15 protein-coding genes are annotated in these 19,403 nt (G+C 62.7%); 8 read left to right on the top strand and 7 right to left on the bottom strand.

All coding sequences use genetic code 11. From position 1 onward, the window contains the following. Positions 1-4: 4 nt before the first annotated feature. Positions 5-982, bottom strand: coding sequence for a ubiquinone anaerobic biosynthesis protein UbiU (gene ubiU / locus AVO45_RS01685; RefSeq protein ID WP_068343890.1), 978 nt, complete (start codon positions 980-982; stop codon positions 5-7). After that, entirely contained in the window at positions 982-1,524 is a 543-nt protein-coding gene (ubiT, locus tag AVO45_RS01690; RefSeq protein WP_240482037.1) for a ubiquinone anaerobic biosynthesis accessory factor UbiT, read from the bottom strand. Before ubiT ends, ubiU begins: the two co-directional genes overlap by 1 nt. Positions 1,525-1,657: 133 nt before the next feature. On the opposite strand from ubiT, the gene AVO45_RS01695 reads away from it, so the two are divergent. Continuing rightward, positions 1,658-3,166, top strand: a complete 1,509-nt coding sequence (locus AVO45_RS01695) for a UbiD family decarboxylase (RefSeq protein ID WP_068343892.1) — start codon at positions 1,658-1,660, stop codon at positions 3,164-3,166. Continuing rightward, entirely contained in the window at positions 3,163-3,729 is a 567-nt protein-coding gene (locus tag AVO45_RS01700; RefSeq protein WP_068343894.1) for a UbiX family flavin prenyltransferase, read from the top strand. The genes AVO45_RS01695 and AVO45_RS01700 overlap by 4 nt, the downstream gene beginning before the upstream one ends. Before the next feature lie 96 nt (positions 3,730-3,825). Here AVO45_RS01700 and AVO45_RS01705 read toward each other — a convergent pair whose 3' ends face one another. From AVO45_RS01705 to AVO45_RS01720, 4 genes are all read right to left on the bottom strand, one after another. Beyond that, positions 3,826-5,646: a PQQ-dependent sugar dehydrogenase gene (locus AVO45_RS01705; protein ID WP_082688621.1), complete on the bottom strand. Its 1,821-nt coding sequence runs from the start codon at positions 5,644-5,646 to the stop codon at positions 3,826-3,828. A gap of 63 nt (positions 5,647-5,709) precedes the next feature. Continuing rightward, a complete protein-coding gene (locus tag AVO45_RS01710; protein WP_068343898.1) occupies positions 5,710-7,113 on the bottom strand; it encodes an NAD(P)/FAD-dependent oxidoreductase in 1,404 nt (467 codons plus the stop codon). After that, complete coding sequence (locus AVO45_RS01715) at positions 7,110-7,727, bottom strand: GtrA family protein (protein WP_068343899.1); 618 nt, start codon at positions 7,725-7,727, stop codon at positions 7,110-7,112. The genes AVO45_RS01710 and AVO45_RS01715 overlap by 4 nt, the downstream gene beginning before the upstream one ends. Continuing rightward, positions 7,724-8,890, bottom strand: a complete 1,167-nt coding sequence (locus tag AVO45_RS01720) for a glycosyltransferase (protein WP_068343902.1) — start codon at positions 8,888-8,890, stop codon at positions 7,724-7,726. Before AVO45_RS01720 ends, AVO45_RS01715 begins: the two co-directional genes overlap by 4 nt. A 173-nt stretch (positions 8,891-9,063) precedes the next feature. Here AVO45_RS01720 and AVO45_RS01725 point away from each other — a divergent pair, with 173 nt between their 5' ends. Further along, a complete protein-coding gene (locus AVO45_RS01725) occupies positions 9,064-9,270 on the top strand; it encodes a hypothetical protein (RefSeq protein WP_068343904.1) in 207 nt (68 codons plus the stop codon). 54 nt (positions 9,271-9,324) lie between these two features. Here AVO45_RS01725 and AVO45_RS01730 read toward each other — a convergent pair whose 3' ends face one another. Continuing rightward, complete coding sequence (locus AVO45_RS01730; protein WP_157770079.1) at positions 9,325-11,160, bottom strand: glycosyltransferase family 39 protein; 1,836 nt, start codon at positions 11,158-11,160, stop codon at positions 9,325-9,327. 177 nt (positions 11,161-11,337) lie between these two features. On the opposite strand from AVO45_RS01730, the gene AVO45_RS20170 reads away from it, so the two are divergent. From AVO45_RS20170 to AVO45_RS01755, 5 genes are all read left to right on the top strand, one after another. Continuing rightward, the gene (locus AVO45_RS20170; RefSeq protein WP_420819923.1) at positions 11,338-11,691 is read left to right on the top strand and encodes a YgaP family membrane protein; all 354 of its coding nucleotides are present in this window, start codon (positions 11,338-11,340) and stop codon (positions 11,689-11,691) included. 139 nt (positions 11,692-11,830) lie between these two features. Beyond that, positions 11,831-12,811, top strand: coding sequence for an efflux RND transporter periplasmic adaptor subunit (locus AVO45_RS01740; RefSeq protein WP_068343908.1), 981 nt, complete (start codon positions 11,831-11,833; stop codon positions 12,809-12,811). Beyond that, complete coding sequence (locus AVO45_RS01745) at positions 12,804-16,007, top strand: efflux RND transporter permease subunit (protein ID WP_068343910.1); 3,204 nt, start codon at positions 12,804-12,806, stop codon at positions 16,005-16,007. The genes AVO45_RS01740 and AVO45_RS01745 overlap by 8 nt, the downstream gene beginning before the upstream one ends. Positions 16,008-16,297: 290 nt before the next feature. Then, positions 16,298-17,005: an ABC transporter ATP-binding protein gene (locus tag AVO45_RS01750; protein WP_068344675.1), complete on the top strand. Its 708-nt coding sequence runs from the start codon at positions 16,298-16,300 to the stop codon at positions 17,003-17,005. 7 nt (positions 17,006-17,012) lie between these two features. After that, positions 17,013-19,376 carry an ABC transporter permease gene (locus AVO45_RS01755; RefSeq protein WP_068343913.1) on the top strand — a complete coding sequence of 788 codons (2,364 nt, stop codon included), beginning with the start codon at positions 17,013-17,015 and terminating at the stop codon, positions 19,374-19,376. The last annotated feature ends 27 nt before the right edge of the window (positions 19,377-19,403 follow it).

Consider the following 19,403-nt stretch of genomic DNA (forward strand, 5'->3'; position numbering starts at 1 on the left):
CCCATTACCTCCAGGTCTTCTTGTAGGCGCCGGTCGTGGTGGCCTGCCCCTCGGAGAGCGAGGCCAGCATGCCCTGCGGGATCGGCTGCCCTGCCGCCTGGGCATCAACCGCCGCGCGGAAATTGCGCACCACCTGCGCCACGTAGGACCGCGACCGCTGCCGACCCTCGATCTTGAGCGCGGTGACCCCCGCCTTGGCCAGTTGCGGGATCAGTTGCTCGGCGTTCAGGCTGACCGGATCCTCGAACAGGTGGCCGGTCTTGCCGCCAGCGGTAAAGCATCCCTTGCACAGGGTCGGGTAGGGGGCCGGTTCATCCCGACCGACCCGGTGGATCGTGTAGCCGCCCAGACGGGCGTCGAGCCCGTCGCCGGTCTCGCGATACTCCACATGGCTGGCCGGAGAGCAGACCCCGTTCATGTTCGGAGACTTGCCCGTCGCGTAGGAGGACAGCGAACACCGGCCTTCGGCCATCACGCACAACCCGCCGAACACGAACACCTCGGTCTCGACATCGGTCTCGGCATTGATCGCGGCGATCTCGGGCACCGACAGAACGCGCGGCAGAACCACCCGCTTCACGCCGAAGGCCCGGGCGTAGAAATTGATGATGTCGGCATTGGCCGCCGCCGCCTGCACCGAGAGGTGGCGACGCAGATCGGGGTGATTGCGCGCGGCATAGTCCAGCAGACCCGGATCGGCTAGGATGACCGCATCGGCCCCGGCAGTTTCCGAATCGGCGACCGCCTGCCGCCAGATCTCTTCCGCTCCGGCGCGCGGATAGGTGTTGATCGCCACCAGCACCTTGGCGCCATGGGCGTGGGCGAAACGCACGCCTTCCTGCATCTCTTCTCGGCTGAAGTTCAGGCCGGGAAAGTTCCGGGCGTTGGTTTCATCGGCGAAACCGCAATAGACGGTGTGCGCGCCTGCCTTGACAGCTGCGCGCAGGGCGGCCGGAGTGCCGGCCGGGCAAACGATCTCCATTACCATGCGAGTTCCTCGGGTGGACGGGACAGGCAGATGCCCATTCGGCGCTCCGTCAGGGTGATGATGCGCCGCAAGGGCGCGGCAAAGGGGCCAGAGAGGCGGGCGGCCTCTTCGGCGAAATCCAGTTCGGCATCGTCGATGGCGTTGCGCAGGGCCAGCGCGGCGGCGGTGTCGCCCTCGATGACCAGATCGCGGGAAAAGAACAGAGCGTCGCCGTCATAGGCGCCGTGAACCAGCCCCAGGAACGCGGCCAGCGGGCCGGCGATCCGGGCGTCGCCCTGCGCCGAGCGGCGCCGGACGGTGACCTTGGGCGCGCCGCCCCTCGGTTCCAGCAGGATGACGAAGGGCAGGTCGGTCGGGTCGAGAACGAATTTGGCGTGCGCGTGTTCCCCGAGACGGCGGAACAGGCCGGGATGGTTGCGCGCCACCGCCCGGGCAAAGGTGTTGAGGGACAGGGACAGCGGCGCCAGAGGCGCCAGCGCCATCGGCCGTGCCAGCAGCGGCGGAACCTCGGGAATGGAAACGTGTGTTTCGTTCAACAGGGGGGCCTTTCTGCCTGTTGGATGTGGTCTTTCCCGGACCTTCTAGGAAACCGTCGGCGGGTAGCACCTGACCAAAGTCAAACTCCCCCCCTCTTTTTACTGATACGCGCTGACAAAAAAGGAGGCGGCCATTCGCGCTTTTCCCCCATATCCCAACCTGCGTGGTTTTCTGGACTGGTGCGCCGGGACGGGGCAGTTCGTATCGATTGCCGAACCCGTCCCCGTTCGTCACCGCATGACCGCCGTGCACAGGGCCGTGCTCGAGCGCGGCGGCCCGGTGCTGCGTTTCGATCATCCGGTTCTGGGCGACGGCAGGCGGTCAGAGATGCCGGTCGTCACCAATCTGTTCGGAACCGCCGAGAGGGTGGCCGCCGGACTGGGCGTGTCAGAGGAGAGTCTAGAGGAATTGGGCGCGTTTCTGGCCGAGTTGCGCTCGCCCTCGCCGCCGGACGGGATGAAGGATGCCCTGTCGCGCTGGCCGATGCTCAAGGCGGCGCTGACCACGCGGCCCAAGGTCTGCCGGTCGGCCCCCGTCCAGCAGGAGGTTCAAGGCGGCGAGGATGTGGACCTGTCGCGCATCCCGGTTCAGACGCACTGGCCGGGGGATGCGGGGCCGCTGATCACATGGCCGGTCGTGCTGACACGGCCTTTCGGGTCCGATGCAGAGGATGCCGGGAAGTACAATGCAGGTGTTTACCGGGTGCAGGTGCTGGACCGCAGCCGGGCAATCATGCGCTGGCTGCCGCATCGGGGTGGTGCCGCGCATCACCGTGGTTGGGCAAGGGCAGGGGAGCCGACACCGGTGGCCATCGTTCTGGGTGCCGACCCGGCCACCTTGCTGTCATCCGCCCTGCCGTTGCCGGAAACCGTGTCGGAACTGACCTTCTCGGGTGTCCTCAGCGGATGCAGGCCGCGACTGGTGCCGGCGAAAACCGTTCCCTTGCTTGTTCCGGCCGAGGCTGAGATCGTGCTGGAGGGTTGGGTATCACCGACCGAGACCGCGCCCGAAGGGCCGTTCGGCGACCACACGGGATACTACAACCCCGCCGAGCCGTTCCCGGTTGTCACCATCACCGCGATCACCCATCGCCGCGACCCGCTGTATCTTTCGACCTATACCGGCCGCCCGCCGGACGAACCGGCAATCATCGGCGGCGTGTTCAACAAACTGGCCCTGCCCACGATCCGCGCGCAGATCCCCGAGATCCGAGACCTCTGGCTGCCGCCTGCGGCCTGCTCCTACCGCATGGCGGTCGTCAGCATCGACAAACGCTATCCTGGGCAGGCAAGGCGGGTAATGATGGCGCTGTGGGGGATGCTGCCACAGTTCAGCTACACCAAGATGATTGTCGTGGTCGATGACGACATCGACCCGTCGAACTGGGATGACATCGCCTGGGCCCTGTCCACGCGGATGGATCCGTCCCGCGACGTCATGATGATAGAGAATACGCCCATGGACTACCTCGATTTCGCCTCGCCGCAGGCCGGTCTGGCCGGGAAGATCGGTTTTGACGCGACTACCAAGATCGGCTCGGAAACCGCGCGGGAATGGGGCGAGGTCATGCGCACGGCCCCGGAGGATGCGGCATTTGCCGACGACCTGCTGAGACGGGTTCTGCCGGAGATGGCCCGATGACCGCGCCGCGGGTGGTGCTGGGGGTTGCCGGTGCTTCGGGTGCCGCGCTGGGCCTGTCCGTTGCGCGGCAACTCCGGGACTTGCAGATCGAAGTCGATCTGGTGGTCAGCCCTGCTGCGGAAAGGACACTGCGCGAGGAATGCGGTCCCGACGCGCCCGAACGGCTGCGTGCCATGGTCACCCGCTCGCACCCGGTCGGGGATATCGGCGCCACCATCGCCTCGGGCTCGGTTCCGGTGGCGGGCATGATCGTCGCGCCTTGCTCGATGCGCAGCCTTGCCTCGATTGCGAACGGTCTTGACGACAACCTCCTGACCCGCGCTGCGGGCGTCCAATTGAAAGAGCGCCGTCGTCTTGTCCTCCTGCCGCGCGAGGCTCCGCTGACACTGGCCCATCTGCGCAACATGACCGCCGTTACCGAGATGGGCGCGATCCTGCTGCCACCTGTTCCGGCATTTTACCTTTTGCCGAATACCGTTCAGGAGATCATCGACCAGATCGCCGCGCGCGCCATCGATCTGCTGGGGCTCTCCAGGCCCGTAGCGCGGCAGTGGTCCGGATGAAACACCGCCCTGACCCGGCCGCTTGCGGCCAAACCGGTTCGGGACCTGCAATGTGGAACAGCCGACGGTCGCTTTGCATTTCGGCGCGCCGCCGTGTCAGAATGCTTTGCTGACTTCTTCGAGATAGGACACAAGTTCTTGAATGACCGCTTCGTCGTGAATACCGGGATCGGGCATTGAGGTGCCCGCGGCAAAAGACTGCGGATCGCGCAGATACTGCGCCAGCTTTTCCTTGGTCCAGCTGCCGCCCCTGTCGAGGAGCGCGGTGGAATAGCCCTGGAAGCTGGTCGAGGCGATGTCCTCTTCAAATATCCTGGCAAGGCTCGGCGACCGCTCATGATCGCCGATCTCGAAGGAATGGCATTCCGCACAGGATTCAATTGCGGATGCCAACTGATCGGCCATTCGATCTGACAGGTTTTTCCGGATCACGAATTTATCAAATAAAACAGATGCATTCAGCCGGTCCCTGCCCGACAGGAAAATCAAGGTCCTGTCGTCGGTCCAGAGCACGATACGCCCGTCGTCGTGCTGATGGATGTCCCGTATCCGGGAGCCGACACGGATCCGTTCGGAATAGACCACGCGCCCCTGTGCGAGCCTGAGCCGGAACAGGCTACCATCCAGCAGCGTGGCGACGAGCAGATCACCATCCCACGCCGGGTGGAAGCCGTCGATCTGAATGACGGAGGACACCGCGATCGACGGCACCCAGGAAAAGAGCGGTCTATCGAAGTTTTCATGTCGCCCGAAGCTCAGTGAGCCGGGAATCGCGCTGGCGTCCCAGTAGGTCAAACCATATGACTCCAGTGGCCAACCGTAGTTGGCGCCATCGCGCACGAGGTTCAATTCGTCTCCGCCCCTTGGGCCGTGCTCGGTCGAGAACAGCCTCCCGTCGGAGGCTAGGGTCAGGCCTTGGGGGTTACGGTGCCCCATTGAAACGATCCTGGAATCGCCCGAGGCGGTGTCGATTGCCAGGATCTTTCCGTATTCCGCCGTGGGATCCTGCGCGATTCCCGGACCGGGTTCCGACCGCATTCCGTCAAAATGAAAATCTCCGCTTGTCATGTACAGCGTGGAGGGGGCCCGGAAGGCCAGTTTTCCTCCGGCCATGTGACCTTCGATCGCGAAATGCCGGCTCTTCAGCGGCAGGCATGGCTTGGTACGGTAGAGTATCCGCCAATCCGCCGGCCCGGCCCGTACCTCGTCGATCGACTGGACCGTCGCGTCCAGCCGCAGAAGTGCAACCGTGTTGGTCACGCATTTTTCTGCCGGATGATACTCGGAATAGGCAATGGCCAGAGCCGGCCCATCCGGGTCAGAGATATGAAGCAGATCGTTGTACCGCAGATACCCCTTTTCGATCCCGAAGTCTGCGAAGTCCGGGTCATCTGCGAGTGCCTCATAGGCTGCGCGGTTCGTGTCGGGGGCGGTGATGTTCGTTGCCCGGATATTCTTGCCCGAACTCGCGGCATAGATGCGTCCGTCATAGGGCAACAGAAGAACATCGCGGCCGAACGAGGCAAGACCTCCACCATTCTCGCTGACGGTGTGAAACGGGCCGGAGCGGTTCAGTGGGACGAGGCCGACATCCGCTTGCAGAATGATGAGGTGGGAATTCAGTTGTTCGAGGTCCAGAGTCCCGGCAGTCTTCGGCAACACGCCTGTCACGGCCTGTTCGAGCTTTCGGTCGACCTTGTCGAAGACCCGGTGTGGAAACCATTTGTGCTTGCCGATCTCAAATCCGGCAAAAACGGAAAGCCCGATGCAGGCGAGAACGACGAGGGCCACGGTGACACGGCCGAGCCACCGAGACAGGCCTGATGGCCGGCGGACCAGCCCAGTGGTTCCGGCTTCTGTGGTTCTGGGTTCCATCTGGTCCCGGCGGTTTGCTACCGTTTCCTGGCCGTGCGGCATGAGTTCCACCTATACATACGGCGGTCGATCAAATTCCCTTGGCCGATGGCGCGAGGCTGTTGCTCAGGCCACGGGCTTGGTTTCCATCAATAAATCAGTCGAATTGGCGCGCTGCTCTGCGTTCTCCGCGGATGCCGCTGTTGAAAGACTCTCCAACAGCATCTCGGCCATCCGGTTTCCATCGCGCACGGCGTAATTCGTACCTCTGTCCATCGGATAGATCTGCGAGAAATTGCACATCAGAACGCCCGGGCATGGTGTCTGATGCGGCACCAGCTTGTTTTCCTCGAAACCGATATCGACAATGTGTTGCGCATTTCGCAGGCGGAAGAGACCGTCGTCCACGACGCTGTTGCGGTCAAAGTCCGGAAAAATGCGCCGGATCTCTTCGTACCAGCGTTCTTTCAGATCGGCAGCTTCCATCGACATGTACTCGTGCTCGCGCGGGACATAGTCGCCGATATAGTAGATGTTCATGCCTCCGAACCTCTCGCTGCCGACAAGGTTGGTGAGACTGAGAAACACCACGAACGGAGCATTGGCCGAGTTGATGTTGTGCCAATAGTATTTCGTGAATTTCTGTGGCGTCGCAAAGACATGCACGACTGCGTCAAGGTAGTCCACGCTCTTGAGGCGCTGAAAGTATTCCGGATCACGCTCTTCGTACGGGGCGATCATCCGGGCCAGAACATGGCTGGGAACCGTCGCCAGCACCCGGTCGAAACGTTCCTGCCCGGCATCGGTTGTCACGATGACTTCGTCCGTCACCGGGTCATGGGCGATCTGCGAAACCGGGGTCCGGAAACGGATATCCGCGCCAGCCTCGCGGACCGGGCGTTCAAGGGCGTCGACGACGATACGGAAACCCCCGTCGAAATAGCCGAGAACCTCGCCGCCGGCCTGCTTGTCCCGACTCTCTACCCGTTGCAGCAGGCGCCCCCACAACCAGGACATCGTCACCTTGTCGTAGTAGCGGTCGAATTTCCCGCGAAGCAGAGGCTCCCAGATCACATCCGTCACCTGGCGACCGGCATATTTTCTCAGCCACTCCAAAGCGGTGGTTCCGCTCAACTTCCGCCAGTCCTTCTCTCGCTGCAGCCAGACTACGCTGACCCCGGCGCGGATGCGGTTGAAAAGGCTCAGCGGTTTGAACCGTATCAGGTCGATCGGCTTCTCCATCGGGTAGAGCGTGCCGTCGTAATAGGTGGACACCGAGGACTTGTGATAGGTGAGGTGGTCGCTCAGCCCGAGTTCCTCGACCAGGGAAAGAATATGGGCATCGGTCTTGTAGAGGAAATGATAGGCCTGCTCCACGCTGTGCCCGGCCAGTTCGAACCCCGCCGCAAGACCGCCCAGCCTGTCCGAGGCCTCGAATATCGTGACGTCCGCGCCTTTTTGCGTGAGCCGGTAAGCGGCGGTCAGACCGGTAAAGCCGCCTCCGATGATGCAGATTCTTGGACGTTTCATCCTGACAGTTCACCTTGTTCTTCGCGTGTGGCGGGTGACGCGGTTTTCTTTGTTTTCCGGAATGTGATGCGCGAATTCAGCAGGTACTGGACGACGAAGACGACCGGCAGAGACAGGATCTTGCCGATGTTCGCATCGAGGCCGACGACCTGCGCGCCATAGATGATCGCATACCCGGTGCCATAGCCGACGGCGCAGACCGCTATGAACGAAATCAACCTGAGGGCCACATAGTCGGTGGTCTTGAAGTTGTGTCTGGTATTGACGAAGAAGCTGAACAATACCGAGGTCGGAACCGAGATCGAGTGGGCCAGAAGGGCGCTTGTGCCGGCCAAGTTGTAGAGAACCAGGAAAAGCAGCACGTCAATCGCGCTCGCCACGCACCCGATCACGAAATACTTGACCAACGTCTCGTGGTTTCGAAGCAGCGCCATGAAGCCCGCCGGGGTGCTTTGTTCCCCGGAGGGGCGCTGCACGGCCGCGCCGGGGTCATTGGTTCTCGGCAAAGCGCCGGCACCATCACCGTGGTGCGCAACGTCCCGAGTGGCAGTGCGCCGTTGCTTGCCTTCGCGCATCGAATCCGTGGGGGCGCTGGTCAAGGAGACATCCGTCATGATTTTACCCTCTCGCTCTTTCGCGATACGAGATCGGGGTATCGCACCCGCCCCCAGACAAAGGCCTGTGTCGCCACATAGTTCCAGACGACCGTGATCAGGGCGCCTGCCATGGCTGGGGCAAGATCAATCAATTCTCCGTATTGGTGGTGCAGCATGGTCGCGACCCCGATATTGGCGAAGATGCCGACCGAGCAGAGCACCGCGAACATCACGAAGCCGACATAGAAATCGACGCCCCTGAGGCGGCGGTCATTGTAGGTGACGGCGTTGTTGACCGTATAGTTGAAGGTCAGAGCGGCCAATGTTGCCACCAGTTGAGCCACCGCGAAGGTGGCGCCGAATAGCCGTTCGACGAAAAGGAAAACCGCAAGGTGACAGAGGATGCCGATACTGTTGATCAATGCGAAGGAGATGAAGCGCGCCGGCAGGGGGACGTACCGGCTGATCTTCTTCTCGATGAAGAAAAGCAGAAATTCATACAGGACGCCGCTGTCCAGCTTTGACTCGCCGTGCAGCCGCTCGCGAAATCGGAACGGCAGTTCCACGACCTTCGGGCGTGGCCGCGAGGCGGCAATGATGTCGAGCAGAACCTTGAACCCGATTTCCGACAGTTCCGGCAGGGCGCGCAGCAAGACCTCTCGCCGCATCACGAAAAATCCCGTCAGCGGATCCGACATGTCGAGATCAAAGAGCCGGTTGGCCAGTTGGATGCCGGTATTGCTGATCTTGACGCGTTGATCGCTGGCCAGACCCTCCGGCCGGTCTTCGTCCAGGAAACGGCTGGCAGAGGCGATCGCCGCCTCGCCGCTGACGACTTTTTCATAGAGTTCGGGGAGGATGGACTCGTCGTGCTGCAGATCCCCATCCATCACCGCGATCACATCGGAAGCCGCAGCCAGGCCGCCCTCGACCACCGCCGAGGAGAGGCCGCGCCGGTTGTGGCGCGAAATCAGGCGAACGCGCTGGTCGGAACGGGCTAACTGCCGGACAGCGTCCGCGGTGCCGTCGGGCGACAGGTCATCGACGAAGATGACCTCCCAAGAGATGCCCGACAGCGCGCTGTCAAGCCTCTTCACGATCTCCGCAACATTGTGAACCTCGTTGAAGGTCGGAATGACGACGGAGAGTTCGATCGGTTTCGGGTCAGGGTCAGCGGGCATCGCTATGTGCCCCCCTTGCTCTCCCCGCCTTTCAACCGAACTGGAACAACGGCAGAAACGCCGGGCAAACCCTTGCGATTGGCAATATCAAGAAATCCATTCACGAATACACACCTCCGGCCCGCTCAAAGACACAAGCCGTACTTAAAAAAACGAGAACTAGGGTACCCGCTTTGCAGGATCAGGTCAAAGGAAATGGCGGGGAAAACACGCAAAGAGCCGATGGAAAAGCGTTGGTCGGGCATCTTGCTGTGGCGCTGGCGGTTCTGCCCTCGCAACAGCTGACCGCGCAGCGACATCTGGCCTGTCGCCAAGGGCCAGATTTTGCCGACCTGCCGACCGTGGTCCCGGCAGCAAGCCGTTTCGAGCCAGGACTTTGATCCGAGAGGATTCCGCCTTGATCCGCCAATCCTATCCCGGGCAGTTGGAAAGCCTCACCGGGGGGTCTGCAGGTCATACATTGTCACCGCCACGCACTCGCTGCGCGCGGGGTAGGAGGTGGTGGTCAGCGGCGCATACGCATCATCAACCGCAGCGCGCAGTTCCCAAACCCGCGAGTATCGCATTTGGCCCTTGTCCTCCAATTCCTTGCAGTTTCCCCCTTCGACCAGCGCCAGGCGCTCGAATCCTTCCCGCGACTTGGCGCGTATCAGTTCCAGCGTTTCTTCGACGGCCTCATCGCGATTCCACATTTCAGCGTAGTCCGCAGGCTTGAAGATGTGGGGGTCTTGCAACCGGGCAAAGCCGAACATGGGTACGTCCAGGTCGCGCGTGTAATAGCCAAAGGTGGGGGCAAGGAAATCCGGGTTGAAAAGGTACAAGGTGTCATCCGGGTCTACGCCGGCCTCGGCCACGAAGGCAGGGATCCCCGATTTCGGAAGGCGGTCCAACGTCGCGAAATCCCAAAGGTAAACCAGCGTCCAGACGAACAGGGCAGCAAGACCGGCGGGAAGCGGCTGAAGCCAACGCCAGCCGCGTTCCTCGGCCAACCGACCGGCCCGGGCCAGCCAGACGCCGAAAAAGGCGCTGGCGATCGGGATGAACGAGAACATGTAGCGACCGGTGAGCGAGAGCCAGGCCAGCAGCAGCACCGGCCCAAGGATGGCAGTGCCAAGAACGAAGGCCCCCCTGATCTCCCGGTCCTCCGCAACGGTGTTGCGGTCGCTTCGAAAGACGCGAAAAACCGAGAAGACGAGCACCGCCAAGGCGATGAGCGTCGCCATCCCGAGCGTAGCCTTTGCAAGAATCGATTTTTCGCCGGTCCAGGGCAACATATAGGCGACGTTCTTGATAACCGCGCGCGGCTGATCCAGCCATTCGTTCTCTGGCGTCCAAGGCGTGCCCGTGGCGAGATGGGCAAAGAAGACCGGGATCCAGGGCAGATAGAGGGCGAATATCGCGACTCCTGCAATCACGTAGGGCAGGGCCGGGATCTCTCGGCGACGCAGGATAACCAGCACGGCCGTAGCAAGCGCAAGAGAGACGAGCAGCATCAGCCCGGTGTACTGGACATAGATGAGCAGGCTGGCGCACAGAACGAAGGCCACGAGATATCCGCCGCGTTGCCGGCTGTCGAAACTCTTCAACAGGAAAAGCGTCACCAGACAAGATAGCAAAGCGGCCAACGTGTTGGGCCGTGCTTCCTGCGCATAGTAGATGCCGACCGGGGACAACGTGGTCAGCGCTGCGGCAAAAAGAGCCGCCGCTCGTGATCCTGCCACTCTGCCAAGCGCGTAGCTGGCCGGGATTGCCAACAGGCCGAAAAGGAAAGGAGCAATCTTGAGCGCAAGTTCCCCGGTGCCGAAGATACCGATCATGAAGTGGGTAATCAGGTAATAGGCGGGCGGGTTGAGTTCGGCGTATTTCACGATCTCGACGACACTTGCCGGGTCGGCGGCCGATGCTTCGAAGAATGTCGAGGCCTCATCCCGCCACAGCCCGAGGTTGAGACCCGGAAGCCGGAGAGCCACGGCTATGACCATGAGGACGGCAAGCAGCCACGCGTCGCGCAGTGCCGGAGACAGTTGGCGGGGTGTTGACCGGTCACCCCTCGCGATCCCGTCGCCGTGGCTGCGGAAAGCGAGGCTCACGAAAACGCAGAAGCCAGATATCAGGACGAGATAGGCAAGTGCGCGTTCGACCGCTCTGGCATAGAACTCCGGCGTCGGAACCGAACCGTTTTCCGAAAAGCCGTGTTTCAGGGAAGGCCAGAACTCCCACTCATGCAACGTCGCAACGATGTGCTCCCCAAAGAGCAGATACGAAATCACGAAAACCGTGCAGACCGCCGCAAATGACAAGGATATCGCGAGGGCGGTCGTAGATTGCGCCGAGCGCAGCGTCCTGAATGAGCCATACCTGTCATACATACTATACCCTGCAAGCTGAAATAGCTTTGGAACCGAAAAATGAATGGCCGCAATAAGTAGGTACTAGGATTATCATGAATGGCAATTTTTCTTCAAGCGTGGCATTCTCAGCCCGGTTCCGATGCCGGAATGACGGAAAAACATATTCTGACTATTGAATGTAAGCGTGACGAGGCGTATATGCGGCTCATGGCCATTCTTGGTTGGCCGGAGATTTTGGAGGAAACTGTCATGTCACTTGATCGAGTCGTAATGATGTTCGCCGGATTCATGGTGTTGCTGAGCGTGCTTCTGACAACGTTCGTTTCACCCTTGTTCGTGTGGTTCACCGTCTTCATTGGCGTGAACATGATCCAGTCATCGATTACCGGTTTCTGCCCCGCCGCAGCCTTCTTCAGAAAGCTCGGCTTCGAGCGCGGCACCGCGTTCTGATGCTTCACGGCAACGCCGGGCGGTAATTTTGCCCGGGTTGTCTGCACGTTCCGTCTGGTCGCACTTGCCGTTGCAGGGCTGAAGGCCGGAGACAGGGGGCGAATTGCTTACTGCCAATACAACAAGGCGAGTTCAGGATATGAAACGAACAGTCTTCGGCGCAATGTGCCTTGCGATACTTCCTGGCGTTGCGGCTTCGGCCGAGCTTTTCCCGGTCGAGGTCGGATCCGTTCCCGAATGGAAAGCGGTTTTCGGACAGATCGAGCCTCGCGACCAGGTCGCGGCGCGATCCCGTCTTGGCGGAACGATCACCCAATTGACGGTCAGCGAGGGCGACCCTGTCAAAAGCGGTCAACGGATCGGCATGGTCGAGGACCAAAAGCTGCTGTTCCAGATTCAGACCATCAACGGACGTATCGAGGCCCAGGAGGCGCAGCTCGAAAACGCGCGCGCCGAGTTGAAACGGGGCGAGGAACTGTTCCAACGCGGGGTGATGTCGAACCAGCAGCTGGACCTGTTGCGCACGAACGTCAACGTGCTGGAAAACCAGATCGCCGCGACCACGGCCGAAAAGCAGGTGATGGAGCAGCGCACGCAGGAGGGGGCCATCCTGGCGCCGCTCGATGGCGTTGTGCTCAGGGTGCCGGTGACCGAAGGGGCGGTCGTCCTTCCGGGCGAGGAAGTCGCCAGAATTGGTGGTGGTGGCCTTTACCTGCGCCTCTCGGTTCCTGAACGACACGCGGTTTCGCTGGAAGAGGGCGACGAGATCCGGATCGAGGGTGCCGAGGGTCCCGGTTCCGGCCGCATAGTCAAGCTCTATCCCGAAATCGAGAATGGCCGGGTGACGGCCGATGTCGAAGTCGAAGGCCTGCAAAGCAGGTACGTCAATGCGCGGGTTCTCATTCGGCTGCCGGTTGGCGAGCAGCCGGGTATTCTGGTTCCCGCCGATGCCGTCACCAGCCGCCGAGGTCTCGATTTCGTGCGGGTCCGGTTGGACAGTGGCGAAACGGTTGAGCGGACCGTGGTGACGGGGCGCGAGATCGCTTTCGAGAACAAGGAAATGGTCGAGGTTCTGAGCGGCCTTGCCGAAGGCGATACCGTGGTGATCGGCGATGAGTGACAAGGAAAACGTGCCGCTCGGGATCGCCGGGGGGCTGACCCGCACCTTCATCCAGTCTGCGCTGACGCCCTTGATGATCATCGTGGCCTTGGCGATGGGGCTTGTGTCCCTCAGTGCCCTGCCGCGCGAGGAAGAGCCGCAGATTTCCGTTCCGCTGGTCGATATCCATGTGCAGGCCCCCGGGCTGAAGGCCGAGGACGCGGTGAAACTGATCACCGAACCACTCGAGACGATCGTCAAGGGCATCAACGACGTCGAGCATATCTACTCGTCGACGAATGACGACCATGTGCTTGTGTCTGCCAGGTTCCTCGTCGGCACCTCGTCCGACGCGGCGATCCTGCGGGTTCACGACAAGGTGCGCGCCAACATGGATCGCATTCCGGTCGGTATTCGGGACCCGCTGATCGTCGGGCGCGGCATTGACGACGTGGCAATCATTTCGCTGACGCTGACCCCGGCCGAGGGCGACGAGACCGTCACCTCAAGCGACCTGACCCGCATCGCACGGGAACTGCAGGTGGAACTCGCCAAGATCGACGAGGTCGGGCTGACCTATATCGTCGGCGAGGCCAACGACGCGATCCGTATTGCGCCCGACCCGGACCGGTTGGCGCTCTATGGCGTGACGCTGCAACAGCTGGCCTACAAGGTGCAGGCGGCGAACCGCTCGTTCCCCACGGGTATGCTGCGCGAGGGCGCAGAGCAGATCAGGCTGGTTGCCGGGGAAACCCTGCAGGCGCCGAAAGAGATCGCGGATCTTCTGCTGACCACGCGGGACAACCGCCCGGTCTACGTCCGCGACGTGGCCGATGTCAGCTTTGTTCCAGACACCTCCGACCGGATCGTGGCGAACGTCACCCGCGGGGAGGATGGAGAAATCATCCGCACCCCGGCCGTCACGCTGGCCCTGGCCAAGCGGTCGGGGGCCAACGCGGTCGTCGTGGCCGAACATATCCTGCACCGTGTGCACCAGCTTGAGGGCGACCTGATCCCCGACAGCGTTCATGTCGAGGTCACCCGCGACTATGGCGAGACGGCGAACGAAAAGGCCAACGAGCTGCTGTTCCACCTGGGGCTGGCAACGGTGTCGATCGTGGGCCTCGTCCTGATCGCGATCGGCTGGCGGGAAAGCATCGTGGTGGCCATCGTCATCCCGGTGACGATCCTGCTGACGCTCTTTTCGGCATGGATCATGGGATACACGCTCAACCGGGTGTCGCTGTTCGCGCTGATCTTCTCGATCGGTATCCTCGTGGATGACGCCATCGTGGTGATCGAGAACATTGCCCGCCACTGGGCGCTGCCCGAGAAGGGAACCCGCGTCGCCAAGGCGATCCACGCGGTCGCCGAAGTGGGCAACCCGACCATCATCGCAACTCTGACCGTGGTTGCGGCGCTGCTGCCCATGCTGTTCGTCTCGGGCATGATGGGCCCCTACATGAGCCCGATCCCGGCCAATGCGTCGGCCGCCATGATCTTTTCCTTCTTCGTGGCCGTGATCATCACGCCCTGGCTGATGATCAAGGTCGCCGGCAAGGCGCCTGCCCATGGTGACGAAGGCGACAGCCAGGGCGGCGTGCTTGGGCGCATCTACAGGATGGTTGCCGTGCCCCTGTTGAAGACCAAGACAGGTTCGCTGCTGTTCCTTCTGGTCACGGCGGTGCTGTCCTTCGGCTCGCTGGGGCTGATCTATACCAAGGACGTGACGGTCAAGCTGCTTCCCTTTGACAACAAGTCGGAACTGGCCGTGGTCATCGACCTGCCCGAAGGGTCGTCGGTAGAGGCGACGGATGCGGTCGCGCAGGATGTGGCGCGCGCGGTTCTGGAACTGCCCGAAGTGATCTCGGTCCAGACCCATGCCGCGGATGCCGCACCGTTCAACTTCAACGGCCTCGTGCGTCACTACTACCTGCGCGAGATGCCGCATATGGGCGACGTGCAGATCAACCTGGCGCCCAAGCATGACCGCGACCGGACCAGCCACGAGATCGCGCTGGAAATCCGCGAGCTGGTCTCGCAACTGGATGTTCCTGCCGGCACCAGCCTCAAGACGGTCGAGCCGCCTCCGGGGCCGCCGGTGCTGTCGACGATGCTGGCCGAAATCTATGGCCCCGACGGGGAAACCCGGCGCGCGGTTGCGGCCAAGGTGCGACAGGCCTTCGAAGAGGTTCCCTTTGTCGTCGATGTCGATGATAGCTTCGGGGTTCAGCCTCGCCGTCTGCGGGCGACGCTCTCGACCGATCAGCTGGAGTATTTCGGCGTGCAGGAGCAGGACGTGCTGGACACGCTCGCCATCCTGGGGACCAGCAACACCGTGGGCTATTCGCACCGGGGCGAAGGGCGCCAGCCGCTGCCCATCGTGGTCGAGCGCGACAAGTCCGACCGGGTCATGGACGAGCGGTTCCTGTCCACGCCGGTTCCCGCCAACACCCTGCCGGGGTCGCGCGGCGTGATCGAGCTGGGCGACGTGGTCGAGATCACCGAGGAGAAGGCCTCGTATCCCGTCTTCCGTCGCAACGGTCGCGCCGCCGAGATGGTGCAGGCCGAACTGGCCGGGGAGTTCGAGTCGCCGGTCTATGGCATGCTGGCGGTTGCCGACCTGATCGAGCAGATGGAATGGGAAGAGGGCACCAAGCCCGAGATCCGTTTCAACGGCCAGCCCGACGACGACGCGCACCCCACCTTGCTGTGGGATGGCGAGTGGGAGGTGACCTGGGTCACGTTCCGCGACATGGGCGCGGCCTTTGCCGTGGCGCTGCTGGGGATCTACGCCCTCGTGGTCGGACAGTTCGGCTCGTTCAAACTGCCGCTGGTGGTCCTGACACCGGTGCCGCTGACCTTCATCGGCATCATGCTGGGCCACTGGTGGTGGGGCGCGCCGTTCTCGGCGCCGTCGATGATCGGCTTCATCGCCCTTGCGGGCATCATCGTGCGGAACTCGATCCTGCTGGTCGATTTCATCCGGCATGCGGACCCCGAGGGGAAATCCAAGGTGGACATCCTGATCGAGGCCGGCTCGATCCGCTTCAAGCCGATCCTGCTGACCGCGGTCGCGGCGATGATCGGCGCGGTGGTGATCCTGGCCGACCCGATCTTCCAGGGGCTGGCGCTGTCGCTGCTGTTCGGGCTTTTGTCCTCGACGCTGCTGACGGTGCTGGTGATCCCGGCGATCTATCGGGTCTTCCGCACCTAGAGGGCCGGATGACGGCTGCCGGGACGACCGGTGGCGATACTGACCTGCACGACCAACCGGGGCTTGTGGCCCCGGTTTTTGTGTCGGCGGCCCGAACCGGGCTGGGGGGGCGATCCGGCGGGCCTTCCAGATCCAGGACGCACCCCTTGGATGGGCTGCCCCGGGTGCCTGCAACCTTGCCGAAGGGTTCAGGATGCGCATAACCTAGGCCCCGGGGCGCGTTTCCGGGAATGCCGGTTTGCCGATGCCGGCGCTTGCCTGTTTGTTCGCATCGGCGCAAAGGTGCTTTGGTGACAGAAAACACGTTCACCACCAGGAACTTGCGCAAGGTCTATGGTGAGGGGGCTGCCGCCGTCCACGCCCTGCGCGGCGTCGATCTGGAAATTCCCGAGGGCGAGTTCGTGGTGTTGCTCGGCGCTTCGGGCAGCGGCAAGTCCACGCTGCTCAACATTCTCGGCGGGCTGGACCGGGCGAGCGAGGGCGAGGTCTTTTTCCGCGACCGGGAACTGTCTGCCATGACCGACACGGAACTGACCCGGTATCGGCGCGACCATGTCGGTTTCGTCTTTCAATTCTACAACCTGATGCCCAGCCTCACTGCGCGCGAGAATGTCGAACTGGTCACCGAGATCGCCCGGAACCCGATGGATCCCGACATGGCGTTGGATCTGGTCGGGCTGTCCAGCCGGGCCGACCATTTCCCCGCGCAGCTTTCCGGCGGCGAGCAGCAGCGTGTTGCCATCGCCCGCGCGGTGGCCAAGCAGCCCGAGGTGCTGTTCTGCGACGAGCCGACCGGCGCGCTGGACAGCGCCACGGGGCGATCCGTTCTGAAGGTCCTGAAGGATGTGAACGAGAAACTGGGGGCGACGGTCCTGATCGTGACCCATGCGGCGTCTCAGGCGGCGATGGCCGACCGGGTGATCCGGTTCGGTGACGGCGCGGTGATCGAGGTCAGGCTGAACGAAACCAAGCTGACGCCCGAGGACATCGAATGGTAGGTGCGCGATGTCTCCGCTGACGAAAAAGCTTGGCCGCGATCTGTGGCGCATCAAGGGGCAGGCCATCGCCATCGCGCTGGTCATCGCCGTCGGTGTGCTGATGCAGGTTATGCAGACCGGCCTTGTCGCCAGCCTGGATGAGACCCGTCGCGCCTATTACGAACGCTACCGCCTTGCCGATGTGTTCGCCCCCGTCACCCGCGCGCCCGAGTGGCTGGCCGCCGATCTGCGCGGGATCCCCGGCGTGGCGGCGGTGCAGACGCGGGTCGTCGGCAATGCCCTGGTGGACTTGCCGGGGATCGATCTTCCATTGCAGGCGCAGGCCGTGTCGCTGCCGGATTCCGGCCAGCCGCGCCTGAACGATGTCTTTCTCACCGACGGGCGCATGTTCGCGGGCGACCGGCCGGGCGAAGTGGTGATCCTGCAGAGTTTCGCCAAGGCGCATGGATTGAAACCCGGCGAAAGCCTCGAAGTCACGATGAACGGCGCAAGGCGCAGTTTCGATATCGTCGGCTTCGCCATGTCGCCCGAGTTTCTCTATACCACCGCCCCCGGCGAGGTCGTCCCGGATGACAGCCGGTTCGCCGTGCTGTGGATGAGCCGAACCGCGCTTTCGGCTGCGTTCGACATGGACGGCGCCTTCAACGAGGCGCTCATTTCGCTAAGCCGGGGCACTGAGCCCGCCGCCGTCATCTCGGCCGTGGATCGCCTGCTGGACCGGTTCGGCGGCATCGGCGCCTACGCGCTCGAGGATCTTCCCTCGGACAAATACATCGCGCAGGAGATCGAGGGGCTGAGACAGACCTCGGCCACGGTTCCCCCGGTGTTCATGGCGGTGGCGGCGTTCCTTCTCTACATCGTCATATCGCGCATGCTGCAGGCCGAGCGCGAAGAGATCGGCCTGATGAAGGCGTTCGGCTATACCAACTGGGAGGTTGGCTCTCACTACCTGCAGATGATCCTTGTCATCGCGGTGGGCGGGGCGGTGTTCGGGGCCTTGCTGGGGATCGCCGCAGGTCGGGCATTGGTCGATGTCTATCTTCTCTACTACAAGTTCCCGTTCCTGGTGTTCCGGCTGGCGCCGTCCAGTTTCGTCATCGGCATCGGCGCCAGCGTTCTGGCGGCCTCGGCGGGTGGTCTGTTCGTCCTGCGCGGCGTCTTTGCCCTGACGCCCGCCGTCGCGATGCGCGCGGCCCCGCCCCCGGATTACAGCCGGTCCCTGCATTTCGGGAAGAAACTGTCTGGCTTTCTCGATCAGCCGACCCGCATGGTTCTGCGCCGCATGACCCGGCAACCGGTCCGCATGTTCGGGGCCATCGTCGGAATAGCGGCGGGGGTGGCCCTGTCGGCGGCAATGGCCGCGATCCTGACAAGCTTTGACGAGATGATCGAACTGACATTCGACGTGACGGACCGCAGCGACGTGACCGTCAGCTTCATCCACCCGATCGAGCGGCAGAGCCTGCACGACATCGAAACCATGACCGGCGTGATCGAGGTCGAGCCGGTTCGCATCGTGCCCGCGATCCTCAGCCATGGCAGGAACAGCTACCGCGGGGCAATCACCGGCATGGTCGAACAGCCGCGCCTGAACCGCGCCGTCGACTCCGACACCCGGCCCATCCGGCTGCGCCGGGACGGGATCATCCTGTCCACGGGGCTTGCCCGCATTCTCGCCATAGCACCGGGTGACTGGCTGACGGTCGATGTTCGCGAAGGCCGCCGCCCAAAGGTGGAGTTGCCGGTGATCGCGGTGGCCGAAAGCCTGATGGGTTCGCCCGCCTACATGGAGATTTCCGCACTGAACCGCGCCCTTAAGGAACCTCTTCGGGTGTCCGGGGCCTTTTTGCGCATGGACCCGGAACATGCGGGGCAGATCTACCGGGAACTCAAGGACATGCCGATGGTTGCCGGGGTCGCGCCCAAAAACGACAGCCGCGAGGCGTTGCAGAGGATGACGGATCAGGGCGCTGGGGCCATGCGTTACATCATGGCGCTGATCGCCGGGGTCATTACCTTCGGCGTGATCTACAACGCCGCCCGGGTGGCCCAGGCCGAGCGTGCCCGGGATCTTGCCGGGCTCAGGGTGCTGGGGTTCACGCGCGGCGAGATCGCCTTTGTCCTGCTGGGGGAACTGGCGGTCGTCACCCTGCTGGCACTGCCGCTGGGCGCGTTGGGCGGGTTCGGCCTGACCTTCGCGATTTCGGCCGGGTTCAGCACAGATCTCTACCAGATTCCGGCCAGTTTCAGCTTTGCCAGTTTCGGGCAGGCGATGGTCGTCGTGCTCGTGGCCGCGCTGCTGTCGGGCTGGGCTGTGAAACGGGACATTGACAGGTCAGACCTGGTTCTGGCCCTGAAAACGAGGGAGTGATCCTCTTGCCGAACAACAAGAAAAATT

The sequence above is a fragment of the Ruegeria marisrubri genome (assembly GCF_001507595.1).
Taxonomy (GTDB): Bacteria; Pseudomonadota; Alphaproteobacteria; order Rhodobacterales; family Rhodobacteraceae; genus Ruegeria; species Ruegeria marisrubri.